Here is a 22,465-nt window from a genome sequence, read left to right on the forward strand (position 1 = left end):
GGCCCACGGGCGCGGCCGTCGCCGCGCGGACCGGAAAGCGCCGGAAAGGAGCCCCGGGTGGAGTCAGTGCCGGTACGGTGCCCGGCCTGCCGCCGCGATCACGCGTACGTGACACCCGTCTACCCGTGTCCGTGCGGGGAGCCGACGGCCCCGCCGCTGCTGCGCGGCGCTCCCGCCACCCCGATCACCCACCGCACCTGGAACGACGACTGGGTGACCGTGCGCTGCCGGGGCTGCGGGCGGTACGACCAGTGGCCGCAGCCCGAGCTGTGCTGCCCGTGCGGGGCGGTGCTGCGGGTGCCGGTGCGACCGGTGGCGTCCGCCGGGGCGGCCCGCCCCGCCCCCATACCGCTGCCGCGCACGGCGGCGGCCCCGCGGCCGGCGTTCCGCCCGCTGACGATCCGCACCGCGCGCGACGCGGTCGCGGCGGCGGCGCTCTATCTGTCCTGGCTGGGCTTCCGCGACGTCACGCACCCGGCGAACCGCCCCGCGTCCCGGATCGACCTGCGGGCGGCCGGGCTGATCGCGCAGGTCGACTCCAGCACCCGGCCGACCGCCCTGCGCGACGTCGAGTGCCTGTGGCTCAACGCGCTCAACGGCTCGGTGCGCGGGGTGCTGTTCTCGCTCGCGGGCTACGCACCGGAGGCCCGGGAGCGCGCGGACGCGCTGTGCGTCCCGCTGTTCGTCATGGACCTCACCGGCTCCCCGCAGCCGGTGAACGGCGCGGCGGACGAACTCGTCAGCACCGGCGCCTGACGGCGCACCCCTCACTTTCGGACACCGGAGCCGGGCGAAGTGCCGTACCTCACAGGAATCGCCCGGCCACACTGCGTGTGATCCGTCACGTTCTGGCCAACGGCCTCCGATGTGCGGTTCGTTGTCAGTGGCGGCCCCTACAGTGGAGCGCATGGTCTTAACTCCACGGACTTCACCACCCTCGGACACGCCCGCGCACGCCCCCGCGCTCCCGAGGCGCTCCGCCCTGGAGGCCAACGAGGCGATCCGCGCGCTCGTGGACGCCCGGGCGGGCCAGGACTGGTCCCCCGTGGAGGCCGCCGCGTACGAGGTACTGCTCATCGAGTGGGCGGCGGCGACGCGAGGTGCCACGGGGGACGTCATCGAGGCGGCCTGAGCGCTACCTCTCGTAGTTCTCCCGCAGTTCGATCTTGCGGACCTTGCCGCTCACCGTCATCGGGAAGGTCTCCAGGATCTGCAGCAGGCGCGGCACCTTGTAGTGCGCCAGCTTCCCCTCGCAGAAGGCCCGTACGTCCTCCAGGGCCGGCGGGTCGGCCGGGTCGGCGGGGATGACGCAGGCCAGCACCTCCTCGCCGTAACGCTCGTCGGGCACGCCCACCACCTGCACATCGGCGATCTTGGGGTGGCTGTACAGGAACTCCTCGATCTCGCGCGGGTAGACGTTCTCGCCGCCCCGGATGATCACGTCCTTGATCCGGCCGACGATCTGTACGTAGCCGTCCTCGCGCATCACCGCGAGGTCCCCGGTGTGCATCCAGCGCCCCGCGTCGATCGCCTCGGCGGTCCGGTCGGGCTGGTCCCAGTAGCCGAGCATCACGCTGTAGCCCCGGGTGCACAGCTCGCCCGACCGCCCGCGCTCCAGCGTCACCCCGGTCACCGGGTCGATCACCTTGACCTCGATGTGCGGCATGACGCGGCCGACCGTTCCGGTGCGGCGCTCCAGGTCGTCGTCGCGGCGGGTCTGGGTGGAGACCGGGGAGGTCTCCGTCATGCCGTAGCAGATGGACACCTCCGCCATGTGCATCTCGGCCACCACCCGCTTCATCACCTCGACCGGGCACGGCGATCCGGCCATGATCCCGGTGCGCAGCGAGGACAGGTCGTACGAGGCGAAGTCCGGCAGGTTCAGCTCGGCGATGAACATCGTGGGCACCCCGTACAGCGAGGTGCAGCGCTCCTGCTGCACGGCGCTCAGCACGGCGGCCGGCTCGAACGCGGGGCCGGGGATCACGATGCAGGCGCCGTGCGAGGTGATGCCGAGGTTTCCCATCACCATGCCGAAACAATGATAGAACGGGACCGGCAGGCAGACCCGGTCATGCTCGGTGTAGGCGACCAACTCCCCGACAAAGTAACCGTTGTTGAGGATGTTGTGGTGGGAGAGCGTCGCACCCTTGGGGAAGCCGGTGGTGCCGGAGGTGTACTGGATGTTGATCGGGTCGTCGCAGGACAACTCCGCCTCGCGCGCGGCAAGCTGATCAGACGTCACCAGCGCTGCCCCGGAGACGAGTTCGTCCCAGGAGCGGTCGCCGATGTAGTGGACGGCTCGCAGGTCGGGGCAGTTGGCGCGGACCTCGTCGACCAGTGCCCGGTAGTCGCTGGTGCGGTGCGCGAGCGAGGCGGCCAGCAGGGAGATCCCGGCCTGCTTCAGCACGTACTCCAGCTCGTGCGCCCGGTAGGCGGGGTTGATGTTGACCATGACCGCGCCGATGCGGGCGGTGGCGTACTGGACGAGCACCCACTCGGGGCAGTTGACCGCCCAGATCCCGACCCGGTCCCCCTTGGCCACGCCCGATGCCATCAGCGCCCGGGCCAGCTCGTCGACGGCCGCACCGAACTCCGCGTACGTCCAGCGCCGCCCGGACGGTACGTCGACCAGCGCCTCGCGATCCGGCCGGGCGGCGACCGCCCGGTCGAGGTTGCGTCCGATGGTGTCGCCGAGCAGGGCGGTGGTGCCCGTGCCGTGCGCGTACGAGAGCCCGGTCATGCCAGGTCCCCCTCGGCGTACTCGGTGCCGCCGCCCTGGGCGGTGCGCTCGCGCAGTTCGATCCGGCGGATCTTGCCGGAGACGGTCTTGGGCAGCTCGGCGAACTCCAGCCGCCGCACGCGCTTGTACGGGGCGAGCACGGACCGGGAGTGGGCGAAGATCACCTTGGCGGTGTCGGGTCCGGGCTCCCAGCCCTCGGCGAGCACCACGTACGCCTTCGGGACGGAGAGGCGTACCGGGTCGGGTGCCGGGACGACGGCGGCTTCGACGACCGCCTCGTGCTCCAGCAGGGCGCTCTCCAGCTCGAAGGGGGACACCTTGTAGTCGGAGGACTTGAAGACGTCGTCGCGGCGCCCGATGTACGTGATGTAGCCGTCCTCGTCGCGGGAGCCGATGTCACCGGTGCGGTAGTAGCCGCCGGCCATCGCCTCCGCGGTGCGTTCGGGGTCGCCGTGGTAGCCGGTCATCAGGCCCACCGGGCGTGCCGACAGGTCGAGGGAGATCTCGCCCTCGACCGCTCCGGGCTCCCCGCTCACCGGGTCGAGCAGGACCACGTCGAAGCCGGGGCTGGGCCGTCCCATCGAGCCGGGCTTCAGGACCTGTCCGGGGGTGTTGGCGACCTGCACGGCGGTCTCCGTCTGGCCGAAGCCGTCGCGGATGGTGACGCCCCAGGCGCGCCGGACGGCCTCGATGACCTCCGGGTTGAGGGGTTCGCCGGCCGCGACGACCTCGCGCGGCGGGGTCTTCAGCTGGGACAGGTCGGCCTGGATGAGCATGCGCCACACGGTGGGCGGGGCGCAGAAGCTGGTGATGCCGGAGCGGTCCATCTCGGCCATCAGGCGGTTGGCGTCGAAGCGGGTGTAGTTGAAGATGAAGACGGTCGCCTCGGCGCTCCACGGGGCGAAGAGGTTGGACCAGGCGTGCTTGGCCCAGCCGGGCGAGGAGATGTTGAGGTGGACGTCGCCGGGCTTGAGCCCGATCCAGTACATCGTCGCCAAGTGGCCCACGGGGTAGGAGACATGGGTGTGCTCGACGAGTTTGGGGCTGGCAGTCGTGCCGGAGGTGAAGTAGAGCATCAGCGGTTCGTCCGCGTCGGTCTCGCGGTCCGGCGTGTACGCGCTCGGGGCGTCGGCGGCCTCCGCGTAGTCGAGCCAGCCCTCGGTCCGGGCGCCGACGCAGATCCGGGTGTAGCCGCCGGGCACCTCGTCGAACTTGGCGGTGTCGGTGTCCCGGACCAGGATGTGACGGACCCGGCCGCGCTCGACCCGGTCGCGCAGGTCGGCGGGGCCGAGGAGCGGGGTGGCGGGGATGACGACGGCCCGCAGCTTCATCGCGGCGAGCGCGGTCTCCCAGAGCTCGACCTGGTTGCCGAGCATGACGAGGACGCGGTCGCCCTCGCGCACCCCCTGGGCACGCAGCCAGTTCGCCGCCCGGTCGGAGCGGGCGGACATCTCGGCGAACGACACCTCGGTGCGCCGGCCGTCCTCCTCCACGATGTGCAGGGCGGTGCGGTCGTTGTCCCGGGCGATGACGTCGAACCAGTCGAGCGCCCAGTTGAAGTGGTCGCTGCGGGGCCAGCGGAAGCCCTCGTAGGCGGCTGTGTAGTCCTCGCGGTGCCGGAGCAGGAAGTCCCGGGCCGCCCGGAACGTCTCCGTCGCACTCGTTTCCGGCATGTGCCCTCCTCTTTACCGACCCGGCCGGTCCCTTGGGTCCTCACATGATGTAAACAGTGACCCAGGTCTCACCACCCCCGAACGGGGGTGTCGCGGGGCTGCCATTCCATCGGGGGCCGGGCAGAGAGGCGTCAGGGTGCCGGAATCCGTCGACGCGGTCGAGATGCGGGCGGCGCTGCTGCGGCTGCGCCGGACGAGCGGGCTGCCGGTGGCGTTCGGCGGGCTCCTCTCCGACAGCCGCCACACCAGGATCGCCGAGGTGAACGGGGCGCGGACGGGGGCGCTGCGCGGCCTGGTGATCTCGTCGGGCAGCGGTCTGGGCGGCAAGTCCATGGCTCTGTCGAGGCCGTGCGCGGTGACCGATTACCACTCCTCGCGCCACATCAGCCACGAGTACGACACGGCCGTCGCGGCGGAGGGCCTGCGCTCCGTGGTCGCCGTCCCCGTCGTGGTGCGGCGCGAGGTGCGGGGCGTGCTGTACGGGGCGCTGCGGGAGCCGCTGACACTCGGGGAGCGCACGTTCGACGCGGCGGTGGCCGCCGCCCGTGAGGTGGAGCAGGCGCTGGTGGTCCGGGACGAGGTGCGGCAGCTGCTGGCCGCAAGCCGTCCGGAGCCGTCCGCCGGTCCCGGGGCGGCGGCGGGGGCCTGGGAGGACGTCCGGGAGGCGCACCGCGAGCTGCGCGCCCTGCTGCCGAAGGTGCTCGACCCGGCGCTGCGCGACGAGCTCCTCGCGGTGTGCGGGCGGCTCGCGGCGGCGACGGGCACTCCGGCGGGCGGGGGGCGGGAGGTCCGGCTCGCTCCGCGCGAGATCGATGTGCTGGCCTGCGTGGCGGCGGGCGCCACCAACGCGGTGGCGGCGGACCGGCTCGGGCTGCGCCCGGAGACGGTGAAGGGCTATCTGCGCTCCGCGATGCGCCGGCTGGGCGCGCACACCCGGCTGGAGGCGGTGGTCGCGGCCCGGCGCGCGGGGCTGCTGCCGTAGCCCGTCCTCGTTCAGCGGCCCAGGTCCACGAACGGGGCGAACCGGACGTCGTGGCCGGGCGCCGTGGTCATCGCCGCGAGCAGGTCCACCGCCTCGTCCGTGAGCGCGTCGCGCTCGGCGGCGGTGAGCGGGCGCAGTTCCTGCACGGTGACGAGGGCCGGGGCCTCGCGCGGGGTCTCCAGCCGCCAGACCGCCGCGAGGAAGCCGTCCACCAGCACGCTGCCGTAGGTCTGGTTGCCCACCCCGTTGAGCCCCTTGAGGTGCGGGGGGATGACCCGGGTGCGGTCGGCGTGGCCGAGCAGGACGTTGTCGAACTCGGGCAGGAAGCGGGGCGGGGCGGGGGTGTCCTCGGCGGGGCGCGGGGCGTCGGGCAGGTCGAAGAGTTCGGCGCCGTGCTCGTCGCGGAAGGTGACGAGCCGGGGCCGTAGCCGCTCGAAGACCTCCCTCAGCCGGGTCAGCCCTGCCCAGGTCTGCATGTCCTTCACCGATGCCGGGCCGAACGCGCCGAGGTAGCGCAGCACGGTGGCTTCGAGGTCGGGTGCCGCTTCGGCCGCGCGGCCGAGCCAGTGCTCGGCGGTGGTCAGTGTGACGGCGCCGCTGCGGCCCCAGACCCCGCGCGGGGTGACCTGGACCAGCGGCAGCACGCAGCGGGCGGCGAGGGTCAGGGCGAGCGGGTCCGCGTCGGGCCATTCGGTGAGCAGCCGCTCGCGGATCTGCTTCGGGGTGCGCGGCGCCTCCTCGACGTGTGCCCGGGTCAGTTCGCGCAGGCGGTCCAGGTCCACGCCGGGGAGCCGTTTGCGGAAGGAGGCGAGTTCCCGGTCGAGGGCCGGCTGCACCAGGAGGCGCAGGTGCAGGGCGTCGTCGGCGGTGTGGGTGTGGATCGTGGAGCGGAGGGTCGGGAGGCGGACGACCTCGCGGGACTCCATCAGCGCGGCCAGTTCGGCCGGCCAAAACCCCTGGAGCCGGGCCAGGAGCTGGTAGTACGGCGGCTTGGTGTTCTGGGCCTGGAGGCCGACGAGGTGGGCGACGGTGTCCTTCGCGCTCATCGCGGTCCGGCGCAGCAGGAGCTGGCGCTCCAGCGTCGCCCGGCCGAGGGCCCTCGGCGAGAGGACGGGGGCGGGCGGGGCACCGGCGGAGGTCTTCTTCTTCACGGCCATGACGGCACGCTACGCGGCCAGCAGGCCGGATTCCGTCCTGTTCGGCGTACTCACCGCCGCGCTGGTGGAGGAGGCCCGGTCCGGCTCGGCGAGGCGGGCGGAGACCTGATGGCCCCGGCCCGCGCACCGGGTCGACCGACCGGGCGCGCGCGGACCGGGGCCGGCGGCAGGCCGTACTACTTGCTGATCGCGAAGCGCATCAGGGCGTGCTCGTCGCCCTGCTTGATCTTGCCGGTCTCGTTGATCACCTGGAGCTTCCAGCCGGCGCCGACCCGCATGGCCTTCGCGACGGCGCAGCCGTTGTCGCTGCTGAGCAGGCTCGGCCAGATGTCGGCGACCTGCTGGCTGCTGCCGCCCGTGGCGTCGTACACCTTGATGCTGACGTTGCGGGCGCTCTGGAAGGAGCTGCCCTTCTTGTACGCGGCGGCGACGAAGACGACCGCCGTGACGTTCGCCGGCACCTTGGCGAAGTCGACGGTCACCGTCTCGTCGTCGCCCTCGCCGCGCCCGCTCTGGTTGTCACCGCTGTGCACCAGCGAGCCGTTGCCCAGCGGGTCCAGGGAGTCCAGGCCGGCCAGCCGCACCGGGTCCGCGCCCTGCATCGCGATGGCGATCAGGTCGAGGTCGGTGCCCTTCTTCTGCCGGAGCTTCCCCATCAGCCCGCCACTGCTGCCGACGGTGGGGTCCCAGGAGACGCCGATGGAGAGGTGGGTCACCCCGTCCAGGTCCGCCGGGCCGTCTTCCTTCTTCAACGTGATCATGCGTGATCCTCTTCGTGGCGAGATTCCTACAGGGTGAGTCTGCCTGGTGTCCTCCCGCAACCCCTCATCAGGGGCAAAATTTCGACCAAGCGTTTGACGTGCGGGACCGGATTGTCCTGCCTCGGCCCGATGTACGTATACGTACCCCGTGGTAGGAGCAGGGCCCGCGCATGCCAGGCCGGGGCGCGGACGCTCGGGATCGAGCCGTCCGCGCCCCGGCGGGCGTCGGTTGTCAGCGCCCTCTCAGGCGGCTTCCTCGCGCACCGCCAACGGCGTGCCCAGGCGCTGGTGGCCACCGGTGGCGAGCATCCGCACCTCCTCGTGGTCGCTGATCTCGGCACGGACGATGCCCGTCTCGTCCTCGTAGACGGGGTGTCCGCCCGCTCCGCTCTGTGCCGTCCGGTGGACGGTGACGGTGTCGTCCTCGACGGCCGACGACTGGAACACGAGCTGGTAGCTCTCCGGGTAATCCATGACGGGCTCTCCAGACGACCTCTCCGGGCCGGTTCCTCGGGGCGTGCCCGGCCTGCACTGTCCATGGTCGCGCACACCCGTCCCGGACGCAGGCCGCGCGTGCGCGCCCTGCGGGGCCGGGCAGCGGCTGCCTATCCTGAAGGAGAGCCCCGCCGCGGGAAGGGAAGCGCCATGGATGGAACCGACCAGGGCGACGACGTCTACCAGCCCCAGCAGCAGTCGCAGGCCTCCGACCCGATCGAGCAGCTCGATACGGAGGACACCCTCGACGACCCGGACGTCGGAGACGTCCTGGACCGGGGCTACTCGCCGCCCGAGCGCCCCTACGCGGTGGACGACCTGGGCACCACCGCGGCCGAGCAGCGCCGGGGCGAGACCCTGGAGAGCCGGCTGGCGCGCGAGGTGCCGGAGGACGGCGCCCCGTCCGGGGACGGGGTGGGCGATGTCGTCGACGGGGACGGGGAGCCGTGGGACGGCGAGGTCGGCACCGTACGCGCCGGGCGGCTCACCCGGGACCTGGACATCGACGAGCCGGACAGCACGGCGGGCGAGGACGTCGGCATCGACGGTGCGGCGGCCTCCGCCGAGGAGGCCGCGGTGCACGTCATCGCGGACGTCCAGGACCTGGCGTGAACGGGCCCGGACGCAGACGGCCCCCGCCCCCGCCCTTCCGCCTTACCCGGCGGGTGATCGACGCCCCGCGCGCCCTCGGACATCGTGTTCCTCACGAGCACAGCGCTCCCGGCCCACGGCCGGAGCCCTACCGGAGGGACCCGCGATGACCTCGTACGACGACGCCGTGCAGCGCTGCTTCGCCGCCTGGAACGCGGCCGGCCCGCAGGAGCTGGAGAAGGCCGTCGCCGCGGCGTTCACCGGCGACGCCACGTACACCGACCCGCTGGCAGACGTCCGGGGCCGCGAGCAGCCGGCGGCCGTCATCACCGGGGCGCGGCGGCAGTTCCCCGGCTTCGCCTTCCGCCTCCTCGGTGCGGTGGACGGGCACCACACGCCGGTCCGCTTCGGCTGGGAGCTGGTCACTCCCGACGGCTCGGCGCCCGTCGCCGGCTTCGACGTGGCCGCGCTCGCCGAGGACGGCCGGATCGCCTCGGTCAGCGGCTTCCTGGACCGGGTGCCCGCCGTGTGAGGGGCCGGTACGGGGACGAGCGCCGCCGCCCGTCCCCGTACCGGCCCCGTCAGCCGGTGTGCGCCGGCCCGATGCCGTAGCCGCCGGTCCCGCGCGCCGGGGCGTCGAAGAGGCGGTTGGCGGGGCGCGGCAGCCCGTAGTGCCCGCGCAGGGTGCGGGCGGTGTACTCGGTGCGGAACAGCCCGCGCTCCTGGAGGATCGGCACGACCCGGTCCACGAAGAGCTCCAGGCCGGACGGGAGCACGGCGGGCATGATGTTGAAGCCGTCGGCGGCCCCGCTGTCGTGCCAGTGCCCGGTGACTCCTCCCTGCCCTGAAGGGCAGGACTTCTCGCTATGCCGTGTCGGCGTGGCGACGGACCAGCCCGGCCCGTAGAACGTTGCGTGCCCCGACCTCGTCGGCGTGTGCCTGGTGGCCGCAGTCGACGCAGTGGAACTTCTCCTGTGTGGGCCGGTTCTCCTTGGCGGTGTGTCCGCATGCGGGACACGTGCGGGAGGTGTTGCGGGGGTCCACGGCCATCACTTCCCGCCCGGCACTCTCAGCCTTTGCGTTCAGGATCGTCAGGAACACCCCCCAACCGGCATCAGCGATCGAACGGTTCAACCCGGCCTTGGCCGCTGCCCCGTTGGGCAAAAACACGCCCGGTGCATCGGGGTCGGGTTTCGGTGCGGGGGCCTTGCTCATGTTGCGGATCTTGAGGTCTTCGTGCGCGATGAAGTCGTGCTCACGGACCAGGGCAAGTGCGGTCTTATGTGCGTGGTCGAGCCGCTGTCGCCGCACCTTGCCGTGCAGGGCCGCGACCTTCTCCACCGCCCGCTGATGGTTACGGGTACGGTCCTTGACCCTGCACCGCGGGAACCGGGACAGTGCCCGCTGCGCGGCCTGCAGCTTGCAGGCGGCCTTGCTGGCGTGGCGCGGGTTGGGGATGTGGGTGCCGTTGGAGTCGGTGAGGAACGAGGCGATCCCGAGGTCGATCCCAACGTGGGAGCCGGTCGCGGGCAGCGGTTCGGGCAGGGCCTGGTCCGTGGTGAGCACAACGAACCATTTACGGCCCTCGCGTTTCACGCTGACGGTCCTGACCGCGCCCAGCACGGGGCGGTGCTGGTTGACCCTGACGTGCCCGACCCCCTGGAGACGGACCCGGGTGACCGGGGTGTGCGGGGTGGAGTCCCAGCGGCAGCCGTCCCCGTCCCGGGGGAAGTCCACCGTGTCGAACCAGTTCACCCCGCGAAAGCGCGGGTATCCGGGCTTGTCTCCGGCCTTGATCCGGCGGAGCGTCGCCTGCTGCGAGCTGAACCACCACCGGCCCTGCCGCTCGGGGTCGAAGGCCCGGATGTCCTTGAGCTGCCCGGACTGCATCCCGTAGTTGATGCTCGTCTTCGAAGGGTGGCGGTAGGCGTCACGGCGTTCCTGCAACGCACCGTTGTAGAGCGAGCAGTGATCACGCAGCATCTCTCCGAGCGCGATCGCCTGCCCCACCGTGGGCCGCAGAAGAAACTTGTACGCACGAATCAACCAGCCCACCCCCTTCGGCCTCCGCAAACCAACGTACCGTCGTCAGCAAAATGCAGCCCGATGGGAACCGACTCGCCTCACTCGCACGAGTGAAATGTCCGGTCCTTCGAGGCAGAGCTGCGCGGGTTCAACGGCGAAGACGACCACATCCACCTCCTGGTGCACTACCCACCGAAGGTCCAGCTGTCCAAACTGGTCGGCCCCCTCAAAGGAGTCTCCTCCCGATACCTGTGTCTTCCCGGCCTCGGGGCGGCGATGGGCGCGGTGTCGGCGCGGCACGGGGCCGGGGCGCGGGTCCTCGGGGAGCGGGAGAGGGCGGCGCGGGCGCGGTGCCTCAGGCGCGGTGACACACGGCGGAGCACACCCGCTTGAGGTCGATGTGACCCCGCGTCGTCAGGTGTGCGGATCGCTGCATGCCGCGCAACGTAGCCGGACCGGCTCGACCCGGTCAAACGATCGCCGCATCCTGGACAGCTCCGTGCGTCACCGAACGTTTTCCGGAATTCACCTCTGATGCCTTGTCATGACCCATTCTACGCGCATAGCTTGTGCTCCCTCACCACACTCCGAGGGGCCTTCTCCGTGCGCATATCCACCACCCGTTCCGCCCTGCTGGCCGGCGCGGTAGCCGTGACGCTCTCGGCGACCGCGCTGCCGGCCGCCTTCGCCGCCCCGTCCGCGACCGCCGTGATCTCCGAGGTGTACGGGGGCGGCGGGAACTCCGGTGCGACGCTCACCCGGGACTTCGTCGAGCTGGCCAACGCCGGCTCCGCCGCGTACGACCTCGACGGGCTCAGCGTCCAGTACCTGCCCGGCGCCCCGTCGGCGGGCTCGCTGTGGCAGGTGTCCGCGCTGACCGGCTCCGTGGCGCCCGGCGGCCGCTATCTCGTCGCGCAGGCGGCGGGCGCCGGCGGCACGGTCCCCCTCCCGGCGCCCGACGCGACCGGCAGCGTGGCCATGTCCGCCACGAGCGGCACCGTCGCCCTGGTCTCCGGGACGACCCCGCTGACCTGCAAGACGGCCGCGGACTGCGCCGCCGACACCCGGATCGTGGACCTGGTCGGCTACGGCACCGCCGTCGTCCGGGAGGGCGGCGGACCGGCGAAGGGCGCCTCGGCCACCGCCTCCGTGGCGCGCGGGGCCTCGCTCGCGGACACCGACGACAACGCCGCGGACCTCACCGCCGCGGCCCCCTCCCCGGTCAACGCGGCCGGTGAGACCTCGGGCGGCGGCGAGGATCCGGGCGACCCGGGGAACCCCACCGAGCCCGGCACCGTGCGGATCCACGACCTCCAGGGCACCACCCGGGTCTCCCCGCTGGACGGCAAGGCGGTCACCGGGGTGCCCGGCGTCGTCACGGCGGTGCGCACCTCGGGTTCGCGCGGCTTCTGGGTCCAGGACACCGCCCCGGACGCCGACCCGCGCACCGGCGAGGGCGTGTTCGTGTACACCGGCTCCACCGCACCGGCCGTGAAGGCGGGCGACTCGGTGCTGGTCAGCGGCACCGTGGACGAGTACTACCCCTCGTCCACCACCCAGTCGGTCACCGAGATCACCGCGCCGAGGGTCACGGTCCTCTCGTCCGGCAACGCGCTGCCCCCGCCGGTGGTGCTGGACGCGAAGGCGGTGCCGCCGGCGTACGTGCCCTCGGCCGGGGGCGGCTCGATCGACGCGCTGCCCCTGGAGCCGTCGGCGTACGCGCTGGACCTGTACGAGTCCCTGGAGGGCACCCGGGTCGAGATCGCCGACACCCGGGTGACGGGTGCGACGACCGCGTACCACGAGGTCTGGGTGACGGTCGATCCGCAGCAGAACCCGACCCGGCGCGGCGGCACGCTCTACGCCTCGTACGACGACCCGAACGCCGGCCGGATCAAGGTCATGTCGCTGGACCCGGCCGCGCCCGTGCCCACCGCGAACGTGGGCGACGTGCTCGCCGGCCCCACCTCGGGCGTCCTGGACTACGACTCGTACGGCGGCTACAACCTCCAGGCCACCGCGCTCGGCGAGATCACCGACCACCACCTGCGGCGCGAGGTCACGCGCGAGCAGAAGGGCAGGGAGCTCGCGGTCGCCACGTACAACGTGGAGAACCTCGACGCGCTCGACGACCAGGCGAAGTTCGACACCCTGGCCGAGGGCGTCGCGGTCAACCTCTCCTCGCCCGACATCGTGTCCCTGGAGGAGATCCAGGACGACAACGGCGCGGTCGGCGACGGCACGGTCGGCTCCGAGGCGACGCTGACGCGGTTCACGGACGCGATCGTCGCGGCGGGCGGCCCCCGCTACTCCTGGCGGTATGTCACCCCGCAGGACGGGAAGGACGGCGGCGAGCCCGGCGGCAACATCCGCAACGTGTTCCTCTTCAACCCCGAGCGGGTCGACTTCGTGGACCGGCCGGGCGGTGACGCCACGACCCCGGTCGCGGCCGTGAGGACGAGGAAGGGTGTCGCCCTGTCGGTGTCGCCCGGCCGGATCTCCCCCGCCAGTGACGCCTGGGACGACAGCCGCAAGCCGCTCGTCGGCGAGTTCCGCTTCCACGGGAAGTCCGTCTTCGTCGTCGGCAACCACTTCGCGTCCAAGGGCGGCGACCAGCCCCTGCACGGGCGCTACCAGGAACCGGTGCGCGGCTCGGAGACCAAGCGCGTGCGGCAGGCGGAGGAGGTCAACACCTTCGTCAAGTCGCTGCTCGCGGCGGACAGGTCGGCGCGGGTCGTGGTCCTCGGCGACCTCAACGACTTCGCGTTCTCGCCCACCGTGGGCGCGCTGACCGACGGCAAGGTCCTCAAGCCGCTGATCACCACGCTGCCTCGGGACGAGCAGTACAGCTATGTGTACGAGGGCAACTCGCAGACCCTCGACCACATCCTGACCAGCCCGGCGGTGCGCCGCTTCGACTACGACGTGGTGCACATCAACGCGGAGTTCGCGGACCAGGCGAGTGACCACGACCCGCAGATCGTGCGGATCGAGGTCAACGCCCCGGACCACGGCCACAGCCACCACTGACCCGGCACGCGGTCGGGCGGTTCAGCCGCCCGACCGCGGCAGGGCGGCACCCGCGGCCCCCGCACGCGGGCGCGGCAGCGCGGCGAGCGGCAGCAGCGCGGGGGCGGACTCCAGCGGCCGGTCGGTGAGGAAGCGGGCCACCAGGTCCGCGACGTCGTCGGGGCGTTCCAGGACGACCCAGTGGTCCGCCTCACCGATGGTCAGGAAGCGGCTGCCCTCGATCGTCGCCGCGAAGGCGCGCTGCCGCTCCGGCGAGGTCACGGTGTCGTGCTCGCCCGCGAAGACGAGCGCGGGCACCCCGCTCAGCCCGCCGGAGAAGTCCGGGCGGTGGTCCAGCGACCGGCGCAGCGACCGCTCCGCGTGCGGCGAGTGGGTGAGGGCGTACACGAAGGAGCGGCGCACATAGCGCAGGGCGAGGTCCCGGCGGTGGACGGGGCGCTCCGGGTCCAGGCACATCAGCACCTCGGCGGCCAGCCGGGCCAGTCCTTCCGCGTCCCCGGCCTCCAGCCGCCCGACGGCCCGGCCCCATCCCTCGCGCTGGGCTTCGCTGATGTGCGACGGTACGCCGCCGAGGACCAGGCGGGCGATCCGGCCGGGGTCGCTCCGGGCGCAGCCGAAGGCGATGGACGTGCCGTAGGAGAAGCCGAACAGGTTGACCCGGTCGGCGCCCAGGTCGTCCATGACGCCGGTGACGGCGGCGCACAGGAGGTCGTCCCGGGTTCCGGGCGGCAGCGGGTCGGCGCCGCCCATACCGGGCAGGTCGAGGGTGACGACGGACGCGTGCGGGCCGAGGTGGTCGTCCATCTGGGGCCAGCCGTGGAGGCCCTGGAGCGCGCCGCCGAGGACGACGACCGGTTCGGTGCGGGGCGCGTGCTGCGGCAGGACCCGGTAGCGGTAGCGCAGTCCGTCGACGGTGAGGGTCCGGATGATCTCTTCGGTCATGGTCCTTGAGCCCCGGTCACCTGGTGAGGACGAGGGCGGCGTTGTGGCCCCCGAAGCCGAGCGAGGTCTTGACGGCCGCGTCGAACGCCGCGGGCCTGGCCTCCTTGCTCACCACGTCGACCGGGATGTCCGGGTCGGGGGCGTCGAGGTTGGCGGTGGGCGGTACCAGCTGGTGCTGGAGGGCGAGGACGGTGAGCGCGGTCTCGATGCCGCCGGCGGCGCCGAGGGTGTGGCCGGTCATCGCCTTGGTGGAGGTGACGAGGGGGTGCTCGCCCAGGACCCGGCGGAGCATGACCGTCTCGATCAGGTCGTTGGCGACGGTGGAGGTGCCGTGCGCGTTGACGTGGCCGATGTCGGCGGCGTCGGCGCCGGCGTCCGCGAGGGCGGTGCGCAGGGCCCGTTCGATGCCGAGTCCTTCGGGGTCGGGGGCGACGGTGGAGTAGGCGTCGCTGGAGGCGCCGTAGCCGGCGATGTGGGCGCGGACGGCGGCGCCCCGGGCGCGGGCGTGCTCGGGGCGTTCCATGACGAGGAGTCCGGCGCCCTCGCCGACGACGAAGCCGTCGCGGTGGGTGTCGAAGGGGCGGCAGGCGGCCTGCGGGTCGTGGCGGCGGGTGGAGACGGCCTTCAGCCGGCAGGCGCTGGCGATCAGGAGCCGGGAGCAGACCGATTCGGCGCCGCCGGCGACGACGATGTCGCAGGCGCCGGTGCGCAGCATCTGGTGGGCGGTGCCGATGGCGACGGTGCCGGACGAGCAGGCGGTGGAGACGGCCTGGCTGGGGCCGCGTGCGCCGAGGTCGGTGGCGACGCTGCTGGCTGCGCCGTTGACGACGGCGAGGGGGGCGAGCTTGGGCGAGACGCGGCGGGCGCCGCGTTCGGTGAGGGCGGTGTGCTGTTCGTCGTAGAAGGGCAGGCCGCCGTGGGCGGAGCCGATGACGACGGCGACCCGGCCGCTGTCCCAGACGGCGGGGTCGAGGCCCGCGTCGGCGACGGCTTCGCGGGCGGCGATGACGGCGAGGTGCGAGAAGCGGTCCATCAGCCGGTGGGCGGCGACGCCGAGCACGGCCCGGGTGTCGAGGTCGGTGACGCTGTACATGAAGTCGCAGGGCAGACCGGCCAGTTCGGGCCGGTGCGGTACGCAGGGCGCGGTCGCGGGGTCGTTCAGCGCGCGCCAGGTGGCGTCGGCGCCGACGCCCGCGGAGGTGACCAGGCCGATGCCGGTGACGGCGGCGGCGAACGGCGGCAGGCGGTAGGGGGCCGTCACGCGGCGGCCTTGCGGTGCACGACGTCGACCAGGTGGCCGACGGTGTCGCGGGAGGTGAGCTGGACGTCGTCGAGGTCGACGTCGAGCCGGTCCTCGATGAGGAGCCGCAACTCCTCCAGCGCCAGGGAGTCCAGGCGGAGCTGCCTGAGCGGCACATCGGGGCGGATCGCCCCGGGGTCGGTTCCGAAGTTCGCCGTCAGCAAGGTGCTGATCTGGTCTGCCGTGCTCATGCTCATCGGGCACTTCTCCGCTGTCGTACGCGGTGACGCCTTGCCGCGTGAGATGTGAGTGCCATCGGGGACGCCGGCCGGTCCGGAGTTCTCTGTTATACGCCCTGCCGGCGACGGCTCCGGCCCGCGTTCCCCCGTGCGGTGGGATGCTGTCCAGGTGTACGAATCCGGGGGGCGCATGTCTGCTCGCCGGTCGCCAACTCCGTCGGGGTGAAAGGCGATTCGACACGTGCGCGGCATGATTGTCATACCTCTGATGGCTCTCTATCGTGAGCAGGCTTCGCAGCCGTCCCGTTCCTCTCCTCCGGGGCCCGGGGCCGTTCCCCTCCCCACAGAGCAGGAGCAGGTATGCCCCCACGCGCCGCCGCCCGCACCACCCTCCTGGCGACTCTCACCGCCACCGTCCTGGCCGCGACCGGCAACCTCGCCCTCGCCGCGGCGGACACCGGGCACCCGACGGGGCGGGCGTTCGAACGGGCCGCCGAGGAGTTCGACGTACCGCGTGATCTGCTCGCCGCCGTCGGGTACGGCGAGACCCGTCTCGACGGCCACGAGGGACACCCCAGCCAGGCGGGTGGCTACGGCGTGATGCACCTGGTCGACAACCCCGCCCACCACACCCTGGAACGGGCCGCCGCCCTCACCGGCGAACCGCTCGCCGCCCTGCGCTCCGACACCGCCGCCAACATCCTGGGCGGCGCGGCGGTGCTGCGCGGTTACGCGGACAAGCTCGGCCTCGACGCACGGGACCGCGACGACCTCGACGCCTGGTACCCGGCCGTCGCCCGCTACAGCGGTACAAAGGGGCCGGCCGCCGCCCTCTACGCCGACACGGTCTACACCTTCCTGGCGGACGGCCTCGACGCGCTCACCCCGGACGGCGAGCGGATCACGGTGACCGGCCGGCCGGTCTCCCCGCGCAAGGAGGGGCTCACCGCCGCGGACGCGGGCGTCCCGAGCACCGACTACCCGGCCGCGCTCTGGGTCCCGGCCGACCCGAACAACTACGCCGACGGCCGTACCGCGAAGATCGACAAGATCGTCGTCCACGTCACGCAGGGCTCGTACGCCGGCTCGATCAGCTGGTTCCAGGACCCGGTGTCCGAGGTGAGCGCGCACTACGTGGTGCGCTCCTCTGACGGCCGGATCACCCAGATGGTGCGCGACGCCGACACCGCGTACCACGCGCGCAGCGCCAACGCCTCGTCGCTGGGCATCGAGCACGAGGGCTTCATCGACGACCCGACCTGGTTCACGGACGCGATGTACCGTTCGTCGGCCGCCCTGACCGCCTCCCTGTGCGACAGGTACGGCATCCCGAAGGACCGGGCGCACATCATCGGACACAGCGAGGCCCCGGGCAACGACCACACGGACCCGGGCCCGTACTGGGACTGGAACCGCTACATGGAGCTGGTGACCGGCACCGGGACGGGCGGCGGGACGCGGGACGGGCTGAGCTTCACCACGTACACGACCCAGCGCAGCGGCTCGACGGGCCCTCAGGTCACGGCCCTCCAGAGGCTGCTGAACGAGCAGGGCTACGCGGCGGGCGCGGCGGACGGCAGCTTCGGGCCGGCCACGGCGGGCGCGGTGACGTCCTTCCAGGCGGCGCACGGCCTCGACGCCGACGGGGTCGTGGGGGCCAGGACGTGGACGGCGCTGCTGTCGGCCGGGACGACGCCGGTGCTCGCCGAGGGCGCGACGGGCGAGGACGTGAAGCGGCTCCAGCGCGCGCTGACGGCGGCGCTCGGCTCCACGGTGGACGCGGACGGCGGCTTCGGCCCTGCGACCGCGAGCGCGGTGCGCTCCTACCAGACGAGCCGGGAGCTGACGGCCGACGGGATCGTGGGGACCGCCACCTGGGCGGCGCTCCAGGCGGGCCGCTGACGGACCGGTGGCGCTCCAGGCGGGCCGCTGACGGACCGGTGGCGCTCCGGGCCGGTCCCGGGGCGTCACCGCCCGGCGGGCTCGTACCGCAGTTCCACGACCCCGTTGCCGAAGGCCCGGGTCCCGAGGAGGCGCAGGGCGGTCCGGGTCTCCTCCGTCGGGAACATCGGCTTGCCCCGGCCGATGAGGACCGGCTGGACGTAGACGCGGTACTCGTCGATGAGGTCGAGCGCGGCGAAGGACGCGGCGAGGTCCGCCCCGCCGAGCGCCAGGTCGCCGTCGGTCCGCTCCTTGAGGGCCCTGACCTCCTCGGGGACGACGTCGCGGACGATCGTGGTGTTCCAGTCGGCGTGCTCCAGCGTCCGCGAGTAGACGTACTTCGGGGTGTCGCGCCAGAGGGGGGCGAACTCGGCCGTCGGGCCGGCGTCGGCCGGGTCCTGGTCGGCGGTGGGCCAGAAGCCGGCCATCAGCTGATGGGTGACGCGGCCGTCCAGCATGGCGCCCATTCCGGCCAGTTGGTCGTTGAAGTAGCGGTGCAGTTCGTCATCGACGACATGCCAGTCGATGTTCCGGTGGGGGCCCTCGATGAAGCCGTCGAGGGACATCGACATCCAGTAGACGATCTTGCTCATGGCGCACCTCACCGGGCGTGGGCGGGGACGGGGCGGGGAAACGCCGCCGACGTTACCGGGCGGCGTGCCGCCCGCGCTTGACGCCGAGCCGGACCGGCGCGTAGGTGTCGGGCATGAGAGTCGGAGAGGCCCGTGCCGCGGCCGCGCACTGGGTGGCCGCGCACGCCCGCCCCGCGCCGGACTACCTGGGGGCCCACTTCAGCGGGTCCACGGTCGGGCGGCCGGACGACGCGGAGCTGCCGGTCTCCTCGGACGTGGACGTGGTCGTGGTGACGGAGGGGGTCGAGGCGCCGGCCAAACCCGGCAAGCTGCTCCACGAGGGCGCTCTCCTGGAGATCACCTACGAGCCGTGGTCCGCGCTGGCCGACCCGGAAGCGGTGCTGGGCGCGTACCACCTGGCGGGCGGCTTCCGCCGCGACACCGTCATCGACGACCCCACGGGGCGGCTGAGCGCGCTGCACGCGTACGTCGCACCGCGCTTCGCCCGGCGGGAGCACGTGCGCCGGCGGTGCCTGGACGCCCGCCACCGCGTCGAGAGCCGGCTCGCCGCCCTGGACACCGAACAGCCCTTCGCCACCCGGGTGATGGCGTGGCTGTTCCCCACCGGGGTCACCACCCACGTCCCGCTGGTGGCCGCCCTGCGCAACCCGACGGTCCGGCTGCGCTACCCCGCCGTACGGGACGCGCTCACCGCGTACGGGCAGGAGGCGCTGTATCCGGAGCTGCTGGCGCTCCTGGGCTGCGCGGAGGTCCCCGCGCCGCTGGTGCGGCACCATCTGGCCGAGCTGACGCGGACGTTCGACGCCACGGTCCCCGTCGCGCGCACGCCGTTCTTCTTCAGCAGCGACCTCACCGAGCGGGCGCGGCCCCTTGCCGTCGACGGCAGCCGGGACCTGACCGACCGGGGCGACCACCGGGAGGCGGTGTTCTGGGTCCTCGCGACCTTCGCACGCTGCCACACGGTCCTAGCCGTGGACGCGCCCGCACTGCACACCGCCAGGCTGCCGGCGTTCCGGGAGGCGGTCGCCGACCTCACCGGCATCACCCGCACCGAGGACCTGCTCGCCCGGCGCGACGAGGTGCTGCGCTTCGTGCCCCGGCTGTGGACGGTCACGGAGGAGATCCTGGCGGCCAACCCGGGGATCGTCGGCTAGGGGCCCTCCAGGCCGTTGACGCCCGGGACGGACGACCACGCCGATGCGGTGCGCACCATGTCGCCGCGCGGCCGGCGGTTCTCGGTCTCCTCCGGGGCGCGCCCGGTCCGCCGGTGGACCGGCCTTCGTGGGACGGTCCGTGGCCGGCGCGCGTGTGCCGGGGCGGCCGGGCGCCCGAGGGCTCCGGGCGGGGGTCGTGTCAGGCCACGGAGCCGATGTGCCCGGCCGGGGGCAGCCCTCCCGGGGGGTGGATCGGGGTGTGCGCGCCGGTCAGCGGGGCGCCGCTGCCGCCGCGCCGGACGGCGACGATCTCGGCGGCGATCGACAGGGCCGTCTCCTCGGGCGTACGGGCTCCGAGGTCGAGGCCGATCGGCGAGTGCAGGCGGGCCAGCTCCAGCTCGGTGAGCCCGGCCTCGCGCAGCCGTTCGTTGCGCTGGAGGTGGGTGCGGCGCGAGCCCATCGCGCCGACGTACGCGACGGGCAGCCTGAGCGCCGCCTCCAGCAGGGGCACGTCGAACCTGGCGTCGTGTGTGAGGACGCACAGGACCGTGCGGGCGTCCACCGTGGTCCCGGCCAGATAGCGGTGCGGCCAGTCCACGACCAGCTCGTCCGCGTCCGGGAAGCGGGCCCTCGTCGCGAAGACGGGCCGCGCGTCGCACACCGTGACGTGGTAGCCGAGGAACTTGCCGGCCCGGACCAGGGCCGCGGCGAAGTCGATGGCCCCGAACACGATCATCCGGGGAGGCGGGACGCTGGACTCGACGAGCAGCGTGAGGGGCCGTCCGCAGCGCGAGCCGTCGGCGCCGATGGTGAGGGGGCCGGTGCGGCCCTGGTCCAGCAGGGCCCGGGTCTCGGCGACGGCGGTGCGGTCCAGCTCGGGGTGTCCGCCGAGCCCGCCCTCGTAGCCGCCGTCGGGGCGTACGAGCAGGGGGCGGCCGAGGAGCTCGGCGGGGCCCTCGGTGATGCGGGCGACGGCCGCCGCCTCGCCCCGCGCGGCGGCGGCGAGGGCGACGGCGAACACCGGCCGGGCGGGGTCGTCCGCACGGACCGGGGTCACCAGGATGTCGATGGCGCCGCCGCAGGTCAGGCCGACCGCGAAGGCGTCCTCGTCGCTGTAGCCGAAGCGTTCGAGGCGGGTGAGGCCGTCGTCGAGCGCCTGTCGGCACAGCTCGTACACCGCGCCCTCCACGCACCCGCCGGAGACCGAGCCGATCGCCGTGCCGTCCCGGTCGACGGCCAGCGCGGCCCCCGGCGGGCGGGGGGCGCTGCCGCTGACGGCGACGACGGTGGCCACGGCGAAATCGCGTCCCTGCCCGGCCCAGCGGTCGAGCTCTTCGGCGAGGTCCAGCATCTCGGTCTCCTTGGCGGATGGGGGCGGGTCAGCTGACGCCGAGCCAGCTCTCGATGGGGTGCAGGGCGAAGTAGACGAGGAAGACCGCCGTCAGACCCCACATGAAGGCGCCGACCTCGCGGGCGCGGCCCTGGGCGGCCTTGATGGCGACGTAGGAGATGACGCCCGCCGCCACACCGGTGGTGATGGTGTACGTGAACGGCATCAGGACCACCGTCAGGAACACCGGGATGGCCACGGAGCGGTCGCCCCAGTCCACGTGCCGGGCGTTCTGCATCATCATGGCGCCGATGACGACGAGGGCGGCGGACGCCACTTCGGCGGGCACGATCGCGGTGAGCGGGGTGAAGAAGAGGCAGGCGGCGAAGAACAGGCCGGTGACGACGGAGGCGAGGCCGGTCCTGGCCCCCTCGCCGACGCCGGTCGCGGACTCCACGAAGACCGTCTGCCCGGAACCGCCGGCGACACCGCCGATCGCCCCGCCCGCGCCGTCGATGAACAGCGCCTTGGACAGACCGGGCATCCGGCCCTTGTCGTCGGCGAGCCCTGCCTCCGTACCGACGCCGATGATGGTGGCCATCGCGTCGAAGAAACCGGCGAGCACCAGGGTGAAGACGATGAAGCCGACGGTCATCGCGCCGACGTCGCCCCAGCCGACGAACGAGACGTCACCGAAGAGCGAGAAGTCCGGCGAGGAGACCGCGGAGCCCCCCAGCTCCGGCGGGCCGCTGCTCCAGGTCTTCGGGTCGACGTCGGCGACCTCGTTGATCACGACGGCGACCACGGTGCCGACGACGATGCCGATGAGGATCGCGCCGGGGATGTCGCGGGCCTGGAGCATGAAGATCAGCAGCAGGGTGACCGCGAAGACGAGAACGGGCCAGCCGGCGAGTTCACCGGCCGGGCCGAGGGTCACCGGGGTCGCGGCGCCCTTGCCGACGAAGCCGGCCTTGTAGAGCCCGATCAGGGCGATGAACAGGCCGATGCCCATCGTGATGCCGTGCTTCAGCGGGAGCGGGATCGCGTTCATGATCAGCTCGCGCAGACCGGTGACCACCAGGAGGCAGATCACCAGGCCGTACATCACGCACATGCCCATGGCCTGCGGCCAGGTCATTTCGGGGGCGACCTGCGAGGACAGGACGCCGGAGACGCTGAGGCCCGCGGCGAGCGCGAGCGGGACCTTGCCGACGAACCCCATGAGCAGGGTGGTCACCGCCGCCGCGAGCGCGGTGGCGGTGATCAGCGCCGGCTGGCTGAGCAGGTTGCCGTCGACGTCCTTGCCGCCGAGGATCAGCGGGTTGAGCAGAAGGATGTACGCCATGGCCATGAAGGTCGTGACGCCGCCGCGCACTTCCCGGGCCACGGTCGAACCGCGGTCGGATATGTGGAAGTACCGGTCGGGCCACGATCTGCCGGCGGGGACGCGCGAGCCGGGGTCCGCGTCCTTTGCACCGGTCTTCGGCCGCACTGACTGCTGGGTCATGATGCCTGACTCCCAAGGTTCACAGGGGCACCCGCGATGAGGAATCGAAATGCGGGATTTGG

General features: G+C 72.8%; 20 protein-coding genes and 2 pseudogenes. 9 read left to right on the plus strand and 13 right to left on the minus strand.

From position 1 onward, the window contains the following. The first annotated feature begins 57 nt into the window (after window positions 1-57). Together ABZ564_RS09565 and ABZ564_RS09570 are read left to right on the plus strand one after the other, a co-directional pair. Window positions 58-756, plus strand: coding sequence for a hypothetical protein (locus ABZ564_RS09565; protein WP_360852242.1), 699 nt, complete (start codon window positions 58-60; stop codon window positions 754-756). Between the two features lie 151 nt (window positions 757-907). After that, a complete protein-coding gene (locus ABZ564_RS09570; protein ID WP_360852245.1) occupies window positions 908-1,132 on the plus strand; it encodes a hypothetical protein in 225 nt (74 codons plus the stop codon). Between the two features lie 3 nt (window positions 1,133-1,135). Here the strand turns inward: ABZ564_RS09570 and ABZ564_RS09575 are convergent, their stop codons facing one another. Together ABZ564_RS09575 and ABZ564_RS09580 are read right to left on the minus strand one after the other, a co-directional pair. Then, entirely contained in the window at window positions 1,136-2,743 is a 1,608-nt protein-coding gene (locus ABZ564_RS09575) for an AMP-binding protein (RefSeq protein ID WP_360852248.1), read from the minus strand. Further along, the gene (locus ABZ564_RS09580; protein WP_360852251.1) at window positions 2,740-4,416 is read right to left on the minus strand and encodes an AMP-binding protein; all 1,677 of its coding nucleotides are present in this window, start codon (window positions 4,414-4,416) and stop codon (window positions 2,740-2,742) included. Before ABZ564_RS09580 ends, ABZ564_RS09575 begins: the two co-directional genes overlap by 4 nt. 136 nt (window positions 4,417-4,552) lie before the next feature. On the opposite strand from ABZ564_RS09580, the gene ABZ564_RS09585 reads away from it, so the two are divergent. After that, complete coding sequence (locus tag ABZ564_RS09585; protein ID WP_360852254.1) at window positions 4,553-5,398, plus strand: helix-turn-helix transcriptional regulator; 846 nt, start codon at window positions 4,553-4,555, stop codon at window positions 5,396-5,398. Between the two features lie 11 nt (window positions 5,399-5,409). Here ABZ564_RS09585 and ABZ564_RS09590 read toward each other — a convergent pair whose 3' ends face one another. The 3 genes from ABZ564_RS09590 to ABZ564_RS09600 form a co-directional block, all read right to left on the minus strand. Beyond that, window positions 5,410-6,555 (minus strand): winged helix DNA-binding domain-containing protein, encoded by a 1,146-nt coding sequence (locus tag ABZ564_RS09590; protein ID WP_360852257.1) that lies wholly within the window; start codon window positions 6,553-6,555, stop codon window positions 5,410-5,412. Window positions 6,556-6,731: 176 nt separating this feature from the next. Beyond that, window positions 6,732-7,316 (minus strand): TerD family protein, encoded by a 585-nt coding sequence (locus ABZ564_RS09595; RefSeq protein WP_360852260.1) that lies wholly within the window; start codon window positions 7,314-7,316, stop codon window positions 6,732-6,734. Window positions 7,317-7,559: 243 nt separating this feature from the next. After that, entirely contained in the window at window positions 7,560-7,790 is a 231-nt protein-coding gene (locus tag ABZ564_RS09600; protein WP_360852264.1) for a DUF6296 family protein, read from the minus strand. A gap of 171 nt (window positions 7,791-7,961) precedes the next feature. On the opposite strand from ABZ564_RS09600, the gene ABZ564_RS09605 reads away from it, so the two are divergent. Next, a complete protein-coding gene (locus ABZ564_RS09605) occupies window positions 7,962-8,423 on the plus strand; it encodes a DUF5709 domain-containing protein (protein WP_360852267.1) in 462 nt (153 codons plus the stop codon). A 145-nt stretch (window positions 8,424-8,568) separates the two neighbouring features. Further along, a complete protein-coding gene (locus tag ABZ564_RS09610; protein ID WP_360852269.1) occupies window positions 8,569-8,934 on the plus strand; it encodes a nuclear transport factor 2 family protein in 366 nt (121 codons plus the stop codon). 49 nt (window positions 8,935-8,983) lie between these two features. Here ABZ564_RS09610 and ABZ564_RS09615 read toward each other — a convergent pair. Together ABZ564_RS09615 and ABZ564_RS09620 are read right to left on the minus strand one after the other, a co-directional pair. After that, window positions 8,984-9,226 (minus strand): annotated as a pseudogene (locus tag ABZ564_RS09615) (LLM class flavin-dependent oxidoreductase); the annotation flags it as partial. 40 nt (window positions 9,227-9,266) lie between these two features. After that, window positions 9,267-10,448 carry a transposase gene (locus ABZ564_RS09620; protein ID WP_360852272.1) on the minus strand — a complete coding sequence of 394 codons (1,182 nt, stop codon included), beginning with the start codon at window positions 10,446-10,448 and terminating at the stop codon, window positions 9,267-9,269. A 111-nt stretch (window positions 10,449-10,559) separates the two neighbouring features. On the opposite strand from ABZ564_RS09620, the pseudogene ABZ564_RS09625 reads away from it, so the two are divergent. Together ABZ564_RS09625 and ABZ564_RS09630 are read left to right on the plus strand one after the other, a co-directional pair. After that, window positions 10,560-10,673 (plus strand): annotated as a pseudogene (locus ABZ564_RS09625) (transposase); the annotation flags it as partial. Window positions 10,674-11,030: 357 nt separating this feature from the next. Continuing rightward, window positions 11,031-13,457 (plus strand): endonuclease/exonuclease/phosphatase family protein, encoded by a 2,427-nt coding sequence (locus ABZ564_RS09630; RefSeq protein WP_360852275.1) that lies wholly within the window; start codon window positions 11,031-11,033, stop codon window positions 13,455-13,457. 21 nt (window positions 13,458-13,478) lie between these two features. Here the strand turns inward: ABZ564_RS09630 and ABZ564_RS09635 are convergent, their stop codons facing one another. The 3 genes from ABZ564_RS09635 to ABZ564_RS09645 are packed head-to-tail and all read right to left on the minus strand — an operon-like array spanning window position 13,479 to window position 15,890. Further along, window positions 13,479-14,399: an alpha/beta hydrolase gene (locus tag ABZ564_RS09635; RefSeq protein ID WP_360852278.1), complete on the minus strand. Its 921-nt coding sequence runs from the start codon at window positions 14,397-14,399 to the stop codon at window positions 13,479-13,481. Between the two features lie 16 nt (window positions 14,400-14,415). Beyond that, window positions 14,416-15,660 (minus strand): beta-ketoacyl-[acyl-carrier-protein] synthase family protein, encoded by a 1,245-nt coding sequence (locus ABZ564_RS09640; RefSeq protein ID WP_360852281.1) that lies wholly within the window; start codon window positions 15,658-15,660, stop codon window positions 14,416-14,418. After that, on the minus strand, window positions 15,657-15,890 hold the full coding sequence (locus tag ABZ564_RS09645; protein WP_360852284.1) for a phosphopantetheine-binding protein: 234 nt from the start codon (window positions 15,888-15,890) through the stop codon (window positions 15,657-15,659). The genes ABZ564_RS09640 and ABZ564_RS09645 overlap by 4 nt, the downstream gene beginning before the upstream one ends. Before the next feature lie 348 nt (window positions 15,891-16,238). Here ABZ564_RS09645 and ABZ564_RS09650 point away from each other — a divergent pair, with 348 nt between their 5' ends. After that, a complete protein-coding gene (locus ABZ564_RS09650; RefSeq protein ID WP_360852287.1) occupies window positions 16,239-17,780 on the plus strand; it encodes a peptidoglycan-binding protein in 1,542 nt (513 codons plus the stop codon). A gap of 65 nt (window positions 17,781-17,845) precedes the next feature. Here ABZ564_RS09650 and ABZ564_RS09655 read toward each other — a convergent pair whose 3' ends face one another. Next, window positions 17,846-18,412: a dihydrofolate reductase family protein gene (locus ABZ564_RS09655; RefSeq protein WP_360852290.1), complete on the minus strand. Its 567-nt coding sequence runs from the start codon at window positions 18,410-18,412 to the stop codon at window positions 17,846-17,848. Window positions 18,413-18,525: 113 nt separating this feature from the next. Here ABZ564_RS09655 and ABZ564_RS09660 point away from each other — a divergent pair, with 113 nt between their 5' ends. Next, window positions 18,526-19,566, plus strand: coding sequence for a hypothetical protein (locus ABZ564_RS09660; protein ID WP_360852293.1), 1,041 nt, complete (start codon window positions 18,526-18,528; stop codon window positions 19,564-19,566). Window positions 19,567-19,765: 199 nt separating this feature from the next. On the opposite strand, the gene ABZ564_RS09665 is transcribed toward ABZ564_RS09660, so the two are convergent. Beyond that, entirely contained in the window at window positions 19,766-20,917 is a 1,152-nt protein-coding gene (locus ABZ564_RS09665) for an XdhC/CoxI family protein (RefSeq protein ID WP_360852296.1), read from the minus strand. Window positions 20,918-20,945: 28 nt separating this feature from the next. Beyond that, window positions 20,946-22,403, minus strand: coding sequence for an NCS2 family permease (locus tag ABZ564_RS09670; protein WP_360852299.1), 1,458 nt, complete (start codon window positions 22,401-22,403; stop codon window positions 20,946-20,948). Window positions 22,404-22,465: the final 62 nt, after the last annotated feature.

Origin of the sequence: Streptomyces sp. NPDC019224, assembly GCF_040632605.1 — a bacterium.
Taxonomy (GTDB): Bacteria; Actinomycetota; Actinomycetes; order Streptomycetales; family Streptomycetaceae; genus Streptomyces.